Origin of the sequence: Streptomyces sp. NPDC088812 (assembly GCF_044750285.1) — a bacterium.
Taxonomy (GTDB): Bacteria; Actinomycetota; Actinomycetes; order Streptomycetales; family Streptomycetaceae; genus Streptomyces.
This window is the reverse complement of sequence record NZ_JBIVJP010000009.1, coordinates 246,263-261,955: the sequence shown is the minus strand read 5'-3', so window position 1 is coordinate 261,955 and position 15,693 is coordinate 246,263. Positions and strand designations below refer to the sequence as shown.

Annotated in this window: 14 protein-coding genes; 8 read left to right on the top strand and 6 right to left on the bottom strand. The window is 73.9% G+C overall.

The window, feature by feature from the left end; genetic code table 11:
• Positions 1–345: 345 nt before the first annotated feature.
• Positions 346–798: an Lrp/AsnC family transcriptional regulator gene (locus ACIP67_RS18530; protein ID WP_389521511.1), complete on the bottom strand. Its 453-nt coding sequence runs from the start codon at positions 796–798 to the stop codon at positions 346–348.
• 82 nt (positions 799–880) lie between these two features.
• On the opposite strand from ACIP67_RS18530, the gene ACIP67_RS18525 reads away from it, so the two are divergent.
• The 3 genes from ACIP67_RS18525 (at position 881) to ACIP67_RS18515 (ending at position 3,535) form a co-directional block, all read left to right on the top strand.
• The gene (locus ACIP67_RS18525; RefSeq protein ID WP_401692853.1) at positions 881–1,504 is read left to right on the top strand and encodes a LysE family translocator; all 624 of its coding nucleotides are present in this window, start codon (positions 881–883) and stop codon (positions 1,502–1,504) included.
• Between the two features lie 54 nt (positions 1,505–1,558).
• Positions 1,559–2,224, top strand: coding sequence for a pyridoxal 5'-phosphate synthase (locus tag ACIP67_RS18520; RefSeq protein WP_401692852.1), 666 nt, complete (start codon positions 1,559–1,561; stop codon positions 2,222–2,224).
• A gap of 312 nt (positions 2,225–2,536) precedes the next feature.
• Entirely contained in the window at positions 2,537–3,535 is a 999-nt protein-coding gene (locus ACIP67_RS18515) for an expansin EXLX1 family cellulose-binding protein (protein WP_401692850.1), read from the top strand.
• Positions 3,536–3,756: 221 nt separating this feature from the next.
• On the opposite strand, the gene ACIP67_RS18510 is transcribed toward ACIP67_RS18515, so the two are convergent.
• Entirely contained in the window at positions 3,757–4,365 is a 609-nt protein-coding gene (locus ACIP67_RS18510; RefSeq protein ID WP_401692848.1) for a GNAT family N-acetyltransferase, read from the bottom strand.
• Positions 4,366–4,763: 398 nt separating this feature from the next.
• Between ACIP67_RS18510 and ACIP67_RS18505 the strand changes: the two genes are divergently transcribed.
• Complete coding sequence (locus ACIP67_RS18505; protein WP_401692846.1) at positions 4,764–6,407, top strand: subtype B tannase; 1,644 nt, start codon at positions 4,764–4,766, stop codon at positions 6,405–6,407.
• Between the two features lie 294 nt (positions 6,408–6,701).
• Positions 6,702–7,895: a flavin-containing monooxygenase gene (locus ACIP67_RS18500; RefSeq protein ID WP_401692844.1), complete on the top strand. Its 1,194-nt coding sequence runs from the start codon at positions 6,702–6,704 to the stop codon at positions 7,893–7,895.
• Between the two features lie 156 nt (positions 7,896–8,051).
• Here the strand turns inward: ACIP67_RS18500 and ACIP67_RS18495 are convergent, their stop codons facing one another.
• Positions 8,052–9,365 (bottom strand): MFS transporter, encoded by a 1,314-nt coding sequence (locus tag ACIP67_RS18495; RefSeq protein WP_401692843.1) that lies wholly within the window; start codon positions 9,363–9,365, stop codon positions 8,052–8,054.
• A gap of 71 nt (positions 9,366–9,436) precedes the next feature.
• Between ACIP67_RS18495 and ACIP67_RS18490 the strand changes: the two genes are divergently transcribed.
• A complete protein-coding gene (locus ACIP67_RS18490) occupies positions 9,437–10,441 on the top strand; it encodes a GlxA family transcriptional regulator (RefSeq protein ID WP_401692842.1) in 1,005 nt (334 codons plus the stop codon).
• Between the two features lie 545 nt (positions 10,442–10,986).
• Here the strand turns inward: ACIP67_RS18490 and ACIP67_RS18485 are convergent.
• The 3 genes from ACIP67_RS18485 to ACIP67_RS18475 all read right to left on the bottom strand — a co-directional run bounded on the left by ACIP67_RS18485 (position 10,987) and on the right by ACIP67_RS18475 (position 13,285).
• The gene (locus ACIP67_RS18485) at positions 10,987–11,508 is read right to left on the bottom strand and encodes an ATP-binding protein (RefSeq protein WP_401692928.1); all 522 of its coding nucleotides are present in this window, start codon (positions 11,506–11,508) and stop codon (positions 10,987–10,989) included.
• Between the two features lie 734 nt (positions 11,509–12,242).
• Positions 12,243–12,755 carry an EF-hand domain-containing protein gene (locus ACIP67_RS18480; RefSeq protein WP_401692841.1) on the bottom strand — a complete coding sequence of 171 codons (513 nt, stop codon included), beginning with the start codon at positions 12,753–12,755 and terminating at the stop codon, positions 12,243–12,245.
• A gap of 149 nt (positions 12,756–12,904) precedes the next feature.
• Positions 12,905–13,285, bottom strand: coding sequence for an STAS domain-containing protein (locus ACIP67_RS18475; protein WP_389521493.1), 381 nt, complete (start codon positions 13,283–13,285; stop codon positions 12,905–12,907).
• A gap of 338 nt (positions 13,286–13,623) precedes the next feature.
• Here ACIP67_RS18475 and ACIP67_RS18470 point away from each other — a divergent pair, with 338 nt between their 5' ends.
• Positions 13,624–14,205, top strand: a complete 582-nt coding sequence (locus tag ACIP67_RS18470; RefSeq protein ID WP_401692840.1) for a sigma-70 family RNA polymerase sigma factor — start codon at positions 13,624–13,626, stop codon at positions 14,203–14,205.
• The gene (locus ACIP67_RS18465) at positions 14,202–15,689 is read left to right on the top strand and encodes a maleylpyruvate isomerase N-terminal domain-containing protein (protein ID WP_401692839.1); all 1,488 of its coding nucleotides are present in this window, start codon (positions 14,202–14,204) and stop codon (positions 15,687–15,689) included. The genes ACIP67_RS18470 and ACIP67_RS18465 overlap by 4 nt, the downstream gene beginning before the upstream one ends.
• The last annotated feature ends 4 nt before the right edge of the window (positions 15,690–15,693 follow it).

Here is a 15,693-nt window from a genome sequence, read left to right as displayed (position 1 = left end):
GGCGGCAGCGCTTCCGCTTCCCCTTTTTCTTCTTTTCTTTTTCCAGGCCCCAAGTCCTGTCTGGTTTTTCCAGGCCCCAAGTCCTGTCTGGCAGGCGGTGGTCACCCGGTCGCTGCGGGTGACCACCGCCTGTCGCGTTGTGGGGCGGCCGATACGTCGCGGGGCCGCTGACGCGTTGAGGGGCGGCTGTTGCGTTGCAGAGCGGCTGTTGGCGGCTGTCGTTCGCGTGGCGGCTGTCGCGTTCGCGTGGCGGCCGTCGTGTTGTGTGGCGGCCGCCACGCGTCGGGCTCTCGGCGGCTGTCGCACTGTCCGGCGGCCCCTGTCGCGGGGAAGGTGCCCGGACGTTCACGCGGGCAGCGGGCGGTCCTTCACCACGTGCTTCATGACCAGCGTGGACGTCAGCCGCTGCACCCCCGGCAGCGTGGCCAGCCGCTCGTCGTAGAGCCGCTGGAAGGCGGCGAGGTCGGCGGTGGCCACCCGCAGCAGGTAGTCCGGCTCCCCGAACAGCCGCTGGGCGTCGAGCACGTGCTCCAGCTCGCCGACGGCCCGCTCGAAGTCGGCGACCGTGTCCCGGTCCTCCTGCCGCATCGAGACGAAGACCAGCGCCTCGAAGGTCAGCCCGACGGCGGCGGGCTCCACCACCGCGCGGTACCCGCTGATCGCCCCGGACCGCTCCAGCTCCCTCAGCCGCCGGTGACACGGAGAGACGCTCAGCCGCACGCGCGCGGCCAGCTCGGTCACGGTCAGTCGCCCGTCCTGCTGGAGCTCGGCAAGGATTTTCCGGTCCACGTCGTCCATGAGGCAGATCTTCCCCCTGCCGTGCCGTGTCCGTGAAAACTTCGGGAACACCTTTGGCCAAAGCGTGACTAACCTCCCCGATATGGACTCCGCATCACTGATCTCCTTCCTCGCCGTGGACCTGCTGCTGGTGTGCGTGCCGGGCGCCGACTGGGCGTACGCGATCTCCGCCGGACTGCGCGGCCGCTCGGTGGGCGTGGCGGTGAGCGGGCTGGTGAGCGGCTACGCCCTGCACACGGCACTGGCGGCGGCCGGTCTGGCGGTCCTGGTCGCCGGCTCGCCCGCGCTGCTCACCGCGCTGACGGTGGCGGGCGCGGCGTACCTGGTGTGGCTGGGGTGGGGGGTGCTGCGCCGGCCGGGGGTGCCGGAGGCGGGGGAGGCGGTCGAGGCGGGCCGACGGCGGGTCTTCCTGCGCGGGGCGGCGATCAGCGGCCTGAACCCCAAGGGGCTGCTGCTCTACCTCTCGGTCCTCCCCCAGTTCCTCGTCCCCCGCGACGCCCGTCTGCCGGTCCCCGCGCAGACCGCCGCCCTGGGCCTGCTCCACATGGCGTGCTGCGCCGCCGTCTACCTGACGGTGGGCGTCCTGGCCCGCTCTCTGCTCGGCACCCGCCCGTCCGCGGCCCGCGCGGTCACCCGGACGTCGGGAGCGGCCATGCTGGGGATCGGGGCGTTCCTGCTGGTGCAGCGACTGGCCCTCGGGGGGTGAGCCGCCCATGACCGCCCCGGCACCCCGCGACCGCACCGGGGCGATACTCGGGTCATGGGAACGGATCTTCACGAACTGCTGAGGTCGCTGCGGGTGTGGGACCCGGAGGTGACCGAGCTGCGGACGTTCGACCCGGCGGCGGCCCCCGCCGAGCCGCTGCCGCTGTTCGCCCGGTGGCTGGCCGAGGCCGCCGCGGCCGGCGAACGCGAGCCGCACACGATGACCCTCGCGACCGCCGGCGAGGACGGCCTGCCGGACGCCCGGATCGTGATGCTGCACGGCGCCGACGCGGACGGCTGGTCCTTCGCGACCCACGCGACGAGCGACAAGGGCCGCCAGCTCGCCGCCCGCCCCTACGCCGCCCTCACCTTCTACTGGCCCACGCTGGGCCGCCAGGTCCGCGTCCGCGGACCGGTCGTCGTCGCCCCGGCGGAGGCGGCGCGGGCCGACCTGAGGATGCGGTCGACGGGGGCCCTGGCCGCCGCGCTGACCGGGCGGCAGAGCGAGGTCCTGGGCTCGGTGGAGGAGTTGGCGAGTGCCTCGGAGGCGGCCTGGGAACGGGCCCGGCGGGACCCGGCAACCCCGTCCCCGACCTGGACGCTGTACCGGCTGCGTCCAGAGGCGGTGGAGTTCTTCCAGGGCGACGAGAGGCGACGGCACGTACGGCTGAGGTATTGGCGGAACGCCGGGGAGTGGGTCGCGGAGCTGCTCTGGCCGTAGGGCGCCCGCGCCCCGCGAGGACCGGGAAGGGACGACGGACCCGCCCCTCATGACGACGGACCACCCTCCGCGACGCCGGACCGCCCTCGCGACACCAGACCACCCCTCGCGGAACCAGACCACCCCTCGCGGCACCAGAGCGTCCCCCGCAACGCCAGACCGTCCCCCGCAACGCCAGACCGTCCCCCGCGACGGACCGCCTCTCGCGACGGCGCGGCCCCTCGCGACGGCGGCCTGCCCGCGGCAACGTTCCGGGCCCCGGCGGCGACCGAGAGGCAGACGTGCTCTCCCGGACCGCGTAAGGACTCAGCCGTGGCATCCCCCTCGCACCGCCGTTCCCGCCGTTCCCGCCGTACGCGGCGCCCCGTCCCCGGCCTCGCCGTGGCGGCTGTCGCGGCCGTCGCGGCCGTCGCGGCGGTGACGCTCCTGGTGGCCCTCGTGGTGGCCTTCCGCCCCGACCGCGGAACCGACGGCACCCGGGACGCGGCGGCCGGGACCGTCGCGGGAGCCGGGGTCACCGCCTCGCCGACGGCTTCGACGACGGTCCCGGCACCGTCCACGGCGTCCCCCACGCCCCCGAGCCCGTCGGCCGGCCGGAGCACCTCACCCGCCACCCCGACGGCGGCCCCGGCCACCGCGTCGGCACGGTCCACGGCCGCGGGAGCCGCCCGCACGCCGTCCGCCGCGGCACCACTGGCGGGACGGATACGGCCCGGAGTCACCCGCCAGGGCGTCGCGACCTCCTACGACGCCGGGGACGGTGACGGCGCCTGCTCGTACGGTCCCGCCGACGACCTCATGGTCGCGGCGATGAACACCGCCGACTACGAGACGTCCAAGGCGTGCGGGGCCCACGTCCTGGTCCGCACGGCGGACGGCACGTCCGTGACCGTCCGGATCGTCAACGAGTGCCCGGCGCCCTGCGAGTCCGGCCAGCTCGACCTCAGCACCCAGGCCTTCGCCGAACTCGCCCCCCTCTCGGCCGGCCGTGTCGCGATCACCTGGAGCCTGCTGAGCCCCGCCGGCTCCGACCCGGTCTCGATCCGCTACAAGACCGGCTCCAGCCGCTACTGGTGCGGCATCCAGGCCCTCGGCCACCGCAACCCGCTGGCCCGGTTGGAGGTCCGTACGGGCAGTGGCTGGACCGCGCTGACCCGCACCGAGTACAACTACTTCCTCTCCGAGCAGGGCACCGGCTGCGGCGGCGCGCTCCGCCTCACCGACATCTACGGCGAACGCCTGACGATCGACGGCATCGCCCTGCGCCCGGAGGCCGTGCAGCCGACCGGGGTGCAGTTCGCCCGGCACTGATCGCCCGGCACTGATCGCCCGGCGCTGATCGCACGGCGCTGACCACCCGGCACTGATCGCACGGCGCTGACCACCCGGCACCGGATACCGACCACCCGGCACTGACCGCCCCGCACCGATCACCCGGTACCGATCACCCGGCACCAGCCGCCCCGCCCCAGACGCCCGAACCAGACGCCCGGCGCCGACGCCCCCCTTGCGCGGGCAGGAGAACCGGCCGCTCACAGCCCCCCGAGGTCCGGCTCCGGGTCCGTCGCGAGGCGGCCGTGGCGGTGGACGTCCCGCCAGGCGTCCCTGCGGCCCGCCTCCCACATCGCCCCGCGCAGGGTCCCCTCGTACGGGAAGCCGCACCGCTCGGCGATCCGGCAGGACGCCTCGTGGCCGAGGGCGTGGCCCAACTCCAGGCGGTGCAGGCCGAGTCCGGTGAACGCCCAGCGTGCCACCAGCAGCAGCGACCGGGTGGCGACCTGGCGGCCGCGGGCCTCGGGCAGGACCCAGTAGCCGACGGTGGCGACGCTCTGGACGGGGTCGACGGCGGCGAGCCCGACCTGGCCGAGGACCGTCCCGTCACCGGCGTCCGTGACGCAGAGGGTGACGCCCGTACCGGCCTCCGCGTCGGCGGCCTTGACCCGCAGCGACTCCCGCGCCCCGTCGGTGTCGGTGACCGTCCGCAGCGGTGTGTTCCAGCGCAGGAAGTCGGGGTCGGCCGGGCCCCGCAGCCAGGCGCTCACATCGGTGGCGGACCCGGGGTCCCACGCGCGCAGGCGCAGGCCGTGACCTCGGAGGACCGGGGTGGCGGGAAGAGCGAGCGACTCGCGGCTGTCGGCCATCCGGTCATTGAACACCCGTCCGACCGGGCAGGCGCGCCCCGGTTCCCCCCCTCACCGGCAGACCGGCCCGGCCTCCCCGCCTGACCCTCCGTCACCACCGCTTTGCACAGTGGCCGTTGAGCCACACACCCATCCCCCGCACCCCACACACCCATCCCCCCGCCCCACACGCCCATCCCCCCGCCCCACACACCCATCCCCCACCCGTCCGCCCCCGCACCCCCGACACCCCCGGTGCGCCGACCCCCCGTTCCTCGCAGCCCGCGCACACCCCCGGCCAGCCTGTGGGGTCACCATGAAACTGTGCATCGGCCATGAAGTTCGCGGATTGTTGGCAATTTTGTCGGCACTACTACTACGTTCACACCCGCAAGCCACAAGCAGCGAGGAGTCGAACGGTGAAGCACAGGGCAGTCAAGCGCAGGTCCGTCGTCATCGGCATCGGGGCCACCGCCGGCGTCGCGGCGGTGGGCGGCATCGCCCTGACCGCGCAGGCGTCCGGTGACTCCTCGTCCTCCTCGTCCTCCTCCGACTCCCTGGTCTTCGACCCCGAGGCCTACACGAAGCTGACGACGACGATCACCGACGCGGACGGCACCGACCACGAGGTGACGTACCACTTCTGGAAGGCGATCACCTACGTCGCCAAGCCGGTCGACGAGGCCTACCAGAGCCTGAACGTCAGCGTGCCCGTCGAGATCGACGGCACGGCCGTGGACGCGGGCAACGCACCGATCCTCTTCGCGAACTCGGTGGGCGGCTACATGCCGTCCTCGGTCGCGGAGGCGACGGGTGTGGGCGGCGGCGGGATGACCGGCGCGCCCACCGGTGGCACCGGCGGCGCCTCCGCGAGCGCGGCCCCCAGCGCCTCCGCGTCGAGCGGCACCGGCGAGGTCGCCTCCGGCGGCAACGCCATGCTGAACGCCGGCAAGATGGTCAGCCTCCCCCAGCTGGCGCTGGCGGCCGGCTACGTCGTCGTCGAGCCCGGCGCCCGCGGCCGCACCCTCAAGAACTCCGCGGGCGAGTACTACGGCGTCGCCCCGGCCGCGATCGTCGACCTCAAGGCCGCCGTGCGGTACGTACGCGCCAACAAGGGCCGCATCCCCGGCAACACCGACCGGATCGTCTCCTCCGGCACCAGCGCGGGCGGCGCCCTGTCCTCCCTGCTCGGCGCCTCCGGCGACAGCCCGATCTACGCCAAGTACCTGAAGGAGCTCGGCGCGGCCGACGCCTCCGACGCGATCTTCGCGACCGGTGCCTGGTGCCCGATCGCCGACCTCGAGCACGCCGACGGCGCCTACGAGTGGAACTGGGGCACCAACGTCCTGTCCACCGGCAAGGTCGCCGACCAGACGGTGTCGAAGGAGCTCCAGGCGCAGTTCGCCGAGTACCAGGCCGGCCTGAAGCTCAAGGGCCTCGACGGCTTCGGCACGCTGACCGCCCGCAACTACGACGAGTACCTGGTCGAGCAGTACCTCCAGCCGTCGGCCACCACCTACCTCGCCGCCCTGTCGGACTCCGACCGCGAGACCTACCTGGCCGCCAACACCTTCATCACCTGGGAGAACGGCAAGGCGTCCTTCACCTGGGCGGACTTCCTCACCCACGTCGGCGCCCGCAAGAAGACCATCCCGGCCTTCGACGGCTTCGACCTGTCGACGGGCGAGAACAACGAGTTCGGCAAGGGCACGACCATCGCCCGCCACTTCACGGCGTACGGCCTGAAGAACGACACCACCGGGCTCACCGCCAAGCGGCTCGACAGCGACATCCCCGAGCTGCTGCGCCTGATGAACCCGATGTACCACCTGGTCGACGAGCCCAACGAGAACCGCACCAAGCACTGGTGGATCCGCCTCGGCACCAAGGACTCCGACACCTCGCTGACGGTCTCCGCCAACATCGCCGCCGCCGCGCACACCCTCGGCGACGACGTCAGCCACCTCTACTACTGGGACGAGGGCCACGGCTCCAACACCGACCCGGGCGACTTCATCGCGTGGATCGCAAAGGTCGCGGGCTACAAGGCCAAGAAGAAGTAATCACCGGCCCCCCTCCGGCCTCCCTCCGGGAGGCTTCCGGGACACGGCGTCCGTTTCCCGTCATAAAAACCGACGCCGTCCGCCGCGCCGCCGGACCCCAGCGCACCTGGGCCCGGCGGCGCGGCTTTTCTTCCGCAGCTTCCGGAGAACGAGGGCGAGGACGAGGGCGAGGACGAGAACGAGGACGGCGTACGCCACCGGCCGCAGGCGCGCCTCCGCAAGCGTGATCAATCCGCAACCGATTCCGGTCTTGACCGAGACCCATCAATCCTGTGCTTGATTACGCTCCCGCTCATGGCCGACTCCACACCGTCCCCGAGCCCCTCCGCGCCCACCGCCCCGACCCCCGCCGACCGCCCGGTCTACGTCATCGGCGGCGGCCCGGCCGGACTCGCCGCCGCGTACGCGCTGCGCACCCGGGGGATACGGGCCGTGGTGGTGGAGAGGTCCGACCGGGTCGGGGCGTCCTGGCGGCGCCACTACGACCGGCTGCGCCTGCACACCACCCGGCGCCTGTCGGCCCTGCCCGGGCTCGCGATGCCGCGCCGGTTCGGACGGTGGCCGGCCCGCGACGACGTGGTCCGGTACCTGGAGAAGTACGCCGAGCACCATGAACTGGAGCTGGTCACCGGCGTCGAGGTGTCCCGCGTCGAGCGCACCGCCGACGGCACCGGCTGGCTGCTGCACGCCTCCGGCGGCCGGGAGCTGACGGGCTCGGCGGTCGTCGTCGCCACCGGCTACAACCACACCCCGCACCTGCCGGACTGGCCGGGCCGCGAGACGTACACCGGCGACCTCGCGCACGCCTCCGCGTACCGCGACGGCACCCCCTACGCCGGCCGGGACGTCCTGGTCGTGGGTGTCGGCAACACCGGCGCCGAGATCGCCGTCGACCTGGTGGAGAGCGGCGCCGGGCGGGTGCGGCTGGCCGTGCGGACCGTGCCGCACATCGTGCGCCGCTCGACCGCCGGCTGGGCCGCCCAGTACAACGGCATCCTCGTCCGCCGGCTCCCGGTCGCCCTCGTCGACCGGCTCGCCCGGGTGCTGGCCCGGGCGAGCGTGCCCGACCTGTCGGCGCGGGGGCTGCCGCGCCCCGACACCGGGCTGTACACCCGGGCGAGACAGGGCGCGATACCCGTGCAGGACGTCGGTCTGCTCGACGCCGTGCGCCGGGGCAGGGTCGAGGTGGTGGCCGCCGTGGAGGGCTTCGAGGACGGCGAGGTGGTCCTCGCCGACGGCGCCCGGATCTCCCCGGACGCCGTCGTCGCCGCCACCGGGTACGTACGCGCCCTCGACGGCCTGGTCGGCCACCTCGGTGTCCTCGACGGCCGCGGCCTGCCGGTCGCGCACGGCCCCCGCGCCCCGAAGAACGCGCCCGGCCTGTACTTCACCGGCTTCACCACACCGCTCAGCGGCGCCCTGCGCGAGGTCGCGCTCGACGCGGAGCGGATCGCGAAGGCCGTACGCGCCCACCTGCGGCGCCCCTGACGACGGCCCGCCCGACGCCCGGCCCGCCCGTGCGCCGGGTGGGGCGGGGGTGCGGTCGCCCGTGCGCCGAGCAGAGCGGGGGTGCGGTCGCCCCGCCCGCCCGCGCCTCGCAGAGTGTGACCCCTGCTCATCCGTCCGCGCGGCGCGGTCCGGCGGTCAGCCCGCCACCGCGCGCCGGACCGTCCCGGCGTCCGGGCGCCGCCGGATCACCAGGGCCATCAGCGCCGCCGCCGCGCACAGCGCCCCCGACGCGTACCAGACCACGTCGTAGGAGCCGAGGACGTCGCGGGCGACACCGCCGAGGAAGGCGACCAGGGCCGCGCCGACCTGGTGGGAGGCGAGGACCCAGCCGAAGACGATGGCGCTGTCGTCGCCGTACTGCTCGCGGCAGAGCGCGAGGGTGGGCGGGACGGTGGCGACCCAGTCGAGGCCGTAGAAGACGATGAAGAAGACCATCGGGGGGTGGACCGTGGGGGCCAGCAGCATCGGGAGGAACAGCAGCGAGACGCCCCGGAGCGCGTAGTACACCGCGAGCAGGCGGCGCGCCTCGAAGCGGTCGGTGAACCAGCCGGAGGCGATCGTGCCGACCACGTCGAACACGCCGATGACGGCGAGGAGCGAGGCCGCCGCCGTGACGGGCATGCCGTGGTCGTGGGCGGCGGGCACGAAGTGGGTCTGGACGAGGCCGTTGGTCGAGGCGCCGCAGATCGCGAAGGTGCCGGCCAGCAGCCAGAACGGGCCGGTGCGCGCGGCCGAGAACAGGACGGTGACCGCGCGGCGCGCGGCGCCCGTGACGGGCGGCGGCTTCGGCACGAACTCCCGCGCGCCGTACGGCTTCAGGCCGACGTCCGCCGGGTGGTCGCGCAACAGCAGCCATACGAACGGGACGACGGCGAGGGCGGCGAGGGCGACCGTGACGGCCGCCGGGCGCCAGTCGTAGCGCGTGACCATCCAGGACAGCAGCGGCAGGAAGATCAGCTGGCCGGAGGCGGAGGCCGCGGTGAGGATGCCGCTGACCAGGCCCCGGCGCTCGGTGAACCAGCGGTTGGTGACCGTCGCGGCGAACGCCAGCGCCATCGATCCCGACCCGAGGCCGACCAGCAGGCCCCAGTACAGCAGGAGTTGCCAGGCCGCCGTCATCCACACGGTCAGGCCCGAGCCGACCGCGATCACGGTCAGGGCGACGGCGACCACGCGCCGGACGCCGAAGCGGTCCATCAGCGCGGCGGCGAACGGGGCGGTGAGCCCGTACAGCGCGAGGTTGACCGAGACGGCGGCGCCGATCGTGCCGCGCGACCAGCCGTACTCCTGGTGCAGGGGGTCGATGAGCAGTCCGGGCAGGGAGCGGAAGGCGGCCGCGCCGATGATCGTCACGAAGGTGACGGCGGCGACGAACCAGGCACGGTGGACACGCGTCGGCCGCCTCTCCCGACGGACGGCGGTCACGGGGGCTTGGGTTGTCTGGGTCACGCCATCGAGCTTCCGATGCCCGCCCCGCGCGAACGAGTGGCCCGGAAGACATGGTTCGTTAGGATCGGGCCATGACCTGTGAGCCGGATGCACCGCGGTTCCGCCCGCACCGTGTCGCCGTCCTCGCCCTGGACGGTCTGCTCCCCTTCGAGCTGGGCATCCCGCACCGCATCTTCGGCCGTCCCCGCGACGCCCTGGGGCGGCATCTGTACGAGGTCGTGACCTGCTCGGTCCGCCCGCCCGGCCCGGTCGAGACGGACGCCGACTTCGCGATCCAGGTGGAGCACGGCCCGGAGACCCTCGCCACCGCCGACACCGTGATCGTCCCCGCCTCCTACGAGCTGGGCCCGGTCCACGAACAGGGCGTGCTCACCGAGGAGCTGGCCGCCGCCCTCGCCCACCTGCGCCCCGGCACCCGCCTCGCCTCCATCTGCACCGGCGTCTACGTCCTCGCCGCCGCCGGGTTCCTCGACGGCCGCCCCGCGACCACGCACTGGGCCGACGCCGAGCGCCTCCAGCGGCTGTTCCCGAAGATCGACGTCGATCCGGACGTGCTGTTCATCGACGACGGCGACGTACTGACCTCGGCGGGCGTCGCCGCCGGCATCGACCTGTGCCTGCACATGGTGCGCCGCGACCACGGCACCGCCGTCGCCAACGACGTCGCCCGCCGTACGGTCGTCCCGCCGCACCGCGACGGCGGCCAGGCGCAGTACATCGAGCGGCCCGTGCCCGATCCGCAGCTGTCCGGCACGACCACCGCGCGCGCCTGGGCCCTCGGCCGCCTCCACGAACCGATCCAGCTGCGGGACATGGCCGCCCAGGAGTCCATGTCGGTACGGACCTTCACCCGCCGCTTCCGCGAGGAGGTCGGCGTCAGCCCCGGCCAGTGGCTCACCCGGCAGCGCGTCGAACGGGCCCGGCACCTGCTGGAGTCCACGGACCTGTCCGTCGAACAGGTCGCCCAGGACGCCGGCTTCGGCACCGCCCAGTCGATGCGGCAGCACCTCCAGGCGGCGCTCGGGGTGACGCCGACGGCCTACCGCCGCACCTTCCGGGCCACCGTCCGGACGTGATCCGGCGTCCCCGGCACGCACGGCGTCCCCGACGTCGTCAAGAGTTGTCCACAGCCTGTGGAGAAGGGGGTGGACGCCGGACGGCGGCGCGCCTCCCCACCGCCGGCAGCACCCGGGCGGGAGATGCCCCCGGCCCGCCCCGGGCACGGCAGCGCGCGCCACCGTCCGACTCGGCGTACGCCTCCCCACTCGCGGCTCGCCCGAGCGGGGGGACCCTCATCGGTTCCCCTCGGCCCTGAGGGATCCGACGCCGAACCGGCGACCCGCACTCGGCGAGGACTCCCGTCACCGGAACCCTCGTCGTCCCCTCACGGCGAATCACCGACCACAAGCGTGATCAAACGGACACGCCGCGTCAACACCCGATCGGTGATTCATCACTTACGCCCTCTTTGCGGTGGGCGCGCACGGAAGCACACCCGGCGCACCGCCACCCGCCGGACACCGGCCGACAGCACTGCCCGCGCCCGTGCATCCGTCGGCCGTGCGCCCGTCGGCCGTACACCCGGTCGGCTATGCGCCCGTCGGCCGTGCACCTCCAGCCGTCACACGGCCTCGCAGGCGAACCCCTCGTACGCCGGCCCCCGGTAGGCCACCGACGGTTCGGGGCGGGACGGCGTGCCGCCGCGGTCCGCCGGGCTCCCGCACTCGGCCTCGTCCGCGCGGGGCCGCGCACAGCGGTCGAGTTCGCACCAGATGCGCTTGCCGGGCCCCTCGACGCTCCAGCCCCAGCGGTCCGCGAGGCAGTCGACGAGGGCCAGACCGCGGCCGCCCGTCGCGTCACCGTCCACGCACCGGGGCACGGGTGCCCGGCTGCTGCTGTCGGCCACCTCCAGACGGACGGTGGAGCCCCCCGCCTCCCCTCCGGCGGCGCGCGGCAGGGAGAGGCGCAGCACGGCCGGACAGCCCGTGTGCACCACGGCGTTGGTGACCAGTTCGGAGACGAGCAGGATCAGCGTCTCGGCGAGCGGCTCGTCGGCCTTTATCCCGGACCCGGCGAGGCGCGAACGGGCCCACCTCCGGGCCCGCCCCACCTCGGCGGGGTCGGGCCGGATCTCCAGCTGCACTTGAAGCACCTGCACCGCTCACACCATCCGAACCGGCGGACACATGGCCGCGCGCCACGTGAGCCACGCAAGCCACGCGAGCACCATGACGACGAGAGCCACGATCGTAGCCATTTTCTGCATGACCAGGACAATGGCCAGAGGCAGCGTGACGGAACGTGAATCCCTTACGAGACAGCCTGGTTGACGCACCGTCACCCCAACAAGCGCTTCGGGCATATTCCAGCGCGAAGGAGTACGCGTGCGGCATACTGTGCGACGCTCGTCCCGGGGAGTCGAACAGACGGGGCCCCGGCGCACATCCGCCCTGCAAACAGGGGTGCGCACCCTCGTGCACGGCACCGTCCCCGGGGCACCACCGGCACGGCTCGCACTCGGAACCAGTCGCATTTCACAGACGGTACCCGAGCGACTCCCCGACTCCGGGCCGTGACGGGTCACGCCTCGGACACAACCGCAATTCACGCTCCGTGACAGCGGTGCGCCACAATCCGCGACACCGGCGCCGTCGGTCGTCCATCACCGCAGGCCGGCGCCGTGCCGCCGTGTCCGCACCCGGGGGCCACGAAGGGGCCTTCGGTCACTCTCCGTATGACTGCACGCACATCGAGTGCACCTATGTGCGGGCTGCGACTCCGCCTCCCAGGTGAACCCTGTTATATGCCTGACGTGATGTCAGATCAGTGTGGGCGCGGGCCTGACCGACGTTCAGTCAGGCGGCGTCGCGCCCTCGGCTACTCCGGCACGGTGAAGTAGCGGGCGAACGCCGGCACGACGTCCGCCTCGCCGACCTTGCCGTCGGCGCCGGTGCCCAGTGCCGCCGCCACCGTGCGGGCGGTCTCGTCGGGGACACCGAGGGCCTTGAGGACGCGGGCGGTGTCCTCGACGGTGGCGCGGCCGTCGCCGTCGGGGTCGGCGACGTCGAGGGCGGCGTGCAGGAAGGGGCGGGCGATCTCGGCGAACCGGTCCGGGTTGTCGCGCAGCCGCTTGACCGCGCCGTTCACGAACTCGTCGCGGCTGATGCGCTGGTCGCCGTCGCGGTCGGCGATCCCCGCCATGCCCTGCCAGAAGGCCTCCGCCCCGGCGTACAGGGCCTGCCCCTTGGCGGACCGGGCCGGTGTGCCGAACTCGGCGAGCAGGGCCTTGGCCGCGGCGCCGAAGTCCTCCCGGTCGATGGTGCCGTTGCCGTCCTGGTCGAAGGTGGCGAACCGGCCGGCGATCCTGCGTTCGTACTCGCTGCTGACCATGTCTTCTCGGGCCGCCTTACGTCGTCGCGTGCGGGTGCTTCCGGCAGGGAGCGTACGACGTCGGCGACGCTCCGGCGGCGGCTGAGTGACGGTTGTGCCAAGACAGGGGGAATTTCGGGACAGGAGTGTGGCCGAGCGGGTGGCGCGGGTCACGCCGACAGGGGTTCGGTCCCTTCGTCGACGGCCTCCGCGACATCGCCGTACACGTCGAAGAGCCGGCGTACGCCCAACGCGCCGAGGACCCGGTTGACGTGGGAGTCCTCGACGGCGCCGCGCGCCGGGAGGATCAGGCGCAGCCGGCCCCGGCAGGACCGGATCAGACGGCGGGCGGCGATGAGGACGCCGACGCCGCTGGAGTCGCAGAAATGCACCTCGGAGAGGTCCAGGACGAGGCTGTGGCGGCCCTCGGCCACCACGTCGTGGACCCGCTGACGCAGCACCGGCGACGTCACCAGGTCCAGCTCGCCCGACACGTGGAGCACGGCCCATCCGCCCCGCTCGCCGCCGGTCACTTTGAACGCCACCACCACGCCCTTCGCTCGCCGTAAACGGAAGCCGTCCCTTCGCTTCCTTGCAGCGCGGCTGCCCAGCGGCCGTGCCCCGAAACACCGCACGTAAAACGGCCACTGAAGGAAAGAGGCCGATTCCCGTCATATTCAGTCCTGTTCAATCTCTGTCGATCAATCTTGTACTGATCCGATCGGGTCTGATCAGTACCGAGCCGGGTAGCCAACGCCCGATACCACCCTCCGCCGGACCGGGGGCGCACATTGCATCAAAGGGGCGTGCGGCATCGAACGTGCCGACTACATTCGAGGTGACGGTGGACGCACGCTGGACGCAGACACGAGGACGACGAGGGGGTCGCATGGCGCGGAAGGACGCACCACCCCGCTGGGACCGCAAGATGCAGCAGCGGCTCGCGCGCGGCGAGGCCGCCGCCCTCGGTGAGCTTTACGACCGCTTCGCTTCGCTCGTGCACGGACTCGCCCATCGCGTGCTCGGAGACGAACGGGCCGCCGACGGCATCACCCGCGAGGTCTTCGCCCATGTCTGGGAGCACCCCGACGCCTACGACCCCGCGCAGGGCCCGCTGCGCACCTATGTCGCCGCGCTGACCCACCGTCTCGCCGTGCAGCGGCTGCGCGCCACCGAGACCGCGGCGCTCGCCCGCGGCGGCCCCGGCACCACCGAGGAACTGGAGAACAAGGTCCGCCACGCCTCCGTCGCCGCCCGCGCCGACTACATCGTCCAGTCCATGCCGGCCCCGTTGCGGGCCGCCCTCGAACTCGCCTACTTCCAGCGCCGCGACTACCGCCAGACCGCCGCCGACCTCGGCGTCACCGAGGACGAGGCCCGCCGCCGCCTCCGTCTCGGCCTGCAACTGCTCTCCACGGCCCACGACACCGCCGCCCCGGGCGCACCCCCCGAATACGGGGGCGCGGCGTGAGCGGCACGGAACGCTCCACGGCGTTCGACGACGACACCCACGGCCCCGGCGGTACGGGCGGTCCCGGCCCGACCGACAGTCCCGGCCCGACCGGCGGTCCCGGCCCGACCGACGGTCCCGGCCCGACCGACGGTCCCGGCCCGACCGACGGCCCCGACCCGACCGACGGCCCCGACCCGACCGGCGGTCCCGGCCCGACCGGCGATACGGGCGGCTCCGGCGGTACAGACGGTCCCGGCGGTACGGACGGTCCCGGGGGCGACGGCGGCCCCGGGGGCGACGGCGGCCCCGGGGGCTCCGGCTGTGCAGACAGCCCCGGCGGCCCCGGCGGTCCTCCGTCGCCGTCCGCCACGGGCCCCGCCGGACCGACGCCCCCGCGCCTGGAGCATCCCGTCCTCAAGTCGCTGCTGGGCGCGTGGGCGCTGGCCGCCTGCTCGGCCGAGGAGACCGCCGCCGTGGAGGAGCACCTGGGCGACTGCGGCACCTGCGCCGACGAGGCCCGGCGGCTGCGCGAGGCGGTCGGCCTGCTCCAGCGGCCCGAGAGCCTCGACCTGGACCCCGGCCTGCGCACCCGCGTCCTGGGCGGCTGCCTGGACCGGCGCCCGCCCCGCGTCCCGGTGCCCGCGTGGGCCACGTCGTACGACGCCGAGACCGCCCGCCTGGACGCCCTGCTCCAGGACTTCGGGGACGCGGAGTGGCACGCGCCGGTCCGGCTGCGCTGGTTCGGCGGCGAGGACGGGACGAGCCGCCGTACGACCGTCGCCGGGGTCATCGCGCATCTGCTCGCGGTGGACGGACTGATCGCCGTCGCCCTGGGCCTGGAGGACCCGCTGGCCGGGGACAAGCCGGCGGAGACGCCCGCCGAGCGGACGGAGGCGTACTGGGGTGCCTCGCGCTTCCCGCCGACGCGTACCGTGCGCGCGCCGTGGCGGGAGCAGACCCACGCCGTCGTCCGCACGGTGTCCTTCACCGGTGGCGGCCGCGGCACCCTGCCGGTGTCGTACGGCGGCTTCGAGCTGCCGCTGCGGGACGCGCTCGCCGACCGGGCCTTCGAGTGCTGGGTGCACGCCGAGGACATCGCGGAGGCCGTCGACTACCCCTACGCGCCGCCCGCCCCGCGCCACCTGCACGACATGATCGACCTGGCCGCCCGCCTGCTGCCGGGCGCCCTCGCCGAACGGCGGCGGGCGGGCCTCGCCGCGCCGGGACGCAGCCGGCACCTGGTGACCGCCGGCCGGCCCGGCCGCAGTCTGCGGCTGGAGATCGAGGGCCTGGGCGGCGGCGAGTGGCTCATCCCGCTGGACTCCCCCGCCGCGGTGGGCTCCGCCGACCACGAGGTGGCCCATGTCGCCCTGGACGACGTGGAGTTCTGCCGGCTGGCGGCGGGCCATGTGTCGCCGGAGGAGGCCGCGGCGGGACAGGTCGGGGACCCGGAGGCGATCAGGGACGTCCTGTTCGCGGCGGCGTCCCTGAGCCGTATGTAGGCCG

Coding starts and splice junctions, on each gene's coding strand:
- ACIP67_RS18530 (WP_389521511.1), bottom strand. CDS start 798: ATGGACGACGTGGACCGGAAAATCCTTGCCGAGCTCCAGCAGGACGGG.
- ACIP67_RS18525 (WP_401692853.1), top strand. CDS start 881: ATGGACTCCGCATCACTGATCTCCTTCCTCGCCGTGGACCTGCTGCTG.
- ACIP67_RS18520 (WP_401692852.1), top strand. CDS start 1,559: ATGGGAACGGATCTTCACGAACTGCTGAGGTCGCTGCGGGTGTGGGAC.
- ACIP67_RS18510 (WP_401692848.1), bottom strand. CDS start 4,365: ATGGCCGACAGCCGCGAGTCGCTCGCTCTTCCCGCCACCCCGGTCCTC.
- ACIP67_RS18500 (WP_401692844.1), top strand. CDS start 6,702: ATGGCCGACTCCACACCGTCCCCGAGCCCCTCCGCGCCCACCGCCCCG.
- ACIP67_RS18490 (WP_401692842.1), top strand. CDS start 9,437: ATGACCTGTGAGCCGGATGCACCGCGGTTCCGCCCGCACCGTGTCGCC.
- ACIP67_RS18480 (WP_401692841.1), bottom strand. CDS start 12,755: ATGGTCAGCAGCGAGTACGAACGCAGGATCGCCGGCCGGTTCGCCACC.
- ACIP67_RS18470 (WP_401692840.1), top strand. CDS start 13,624: ATGGCGCGGAAGGACGCACCACCCCGCTGGGACCGCAAGATGCAGCAG.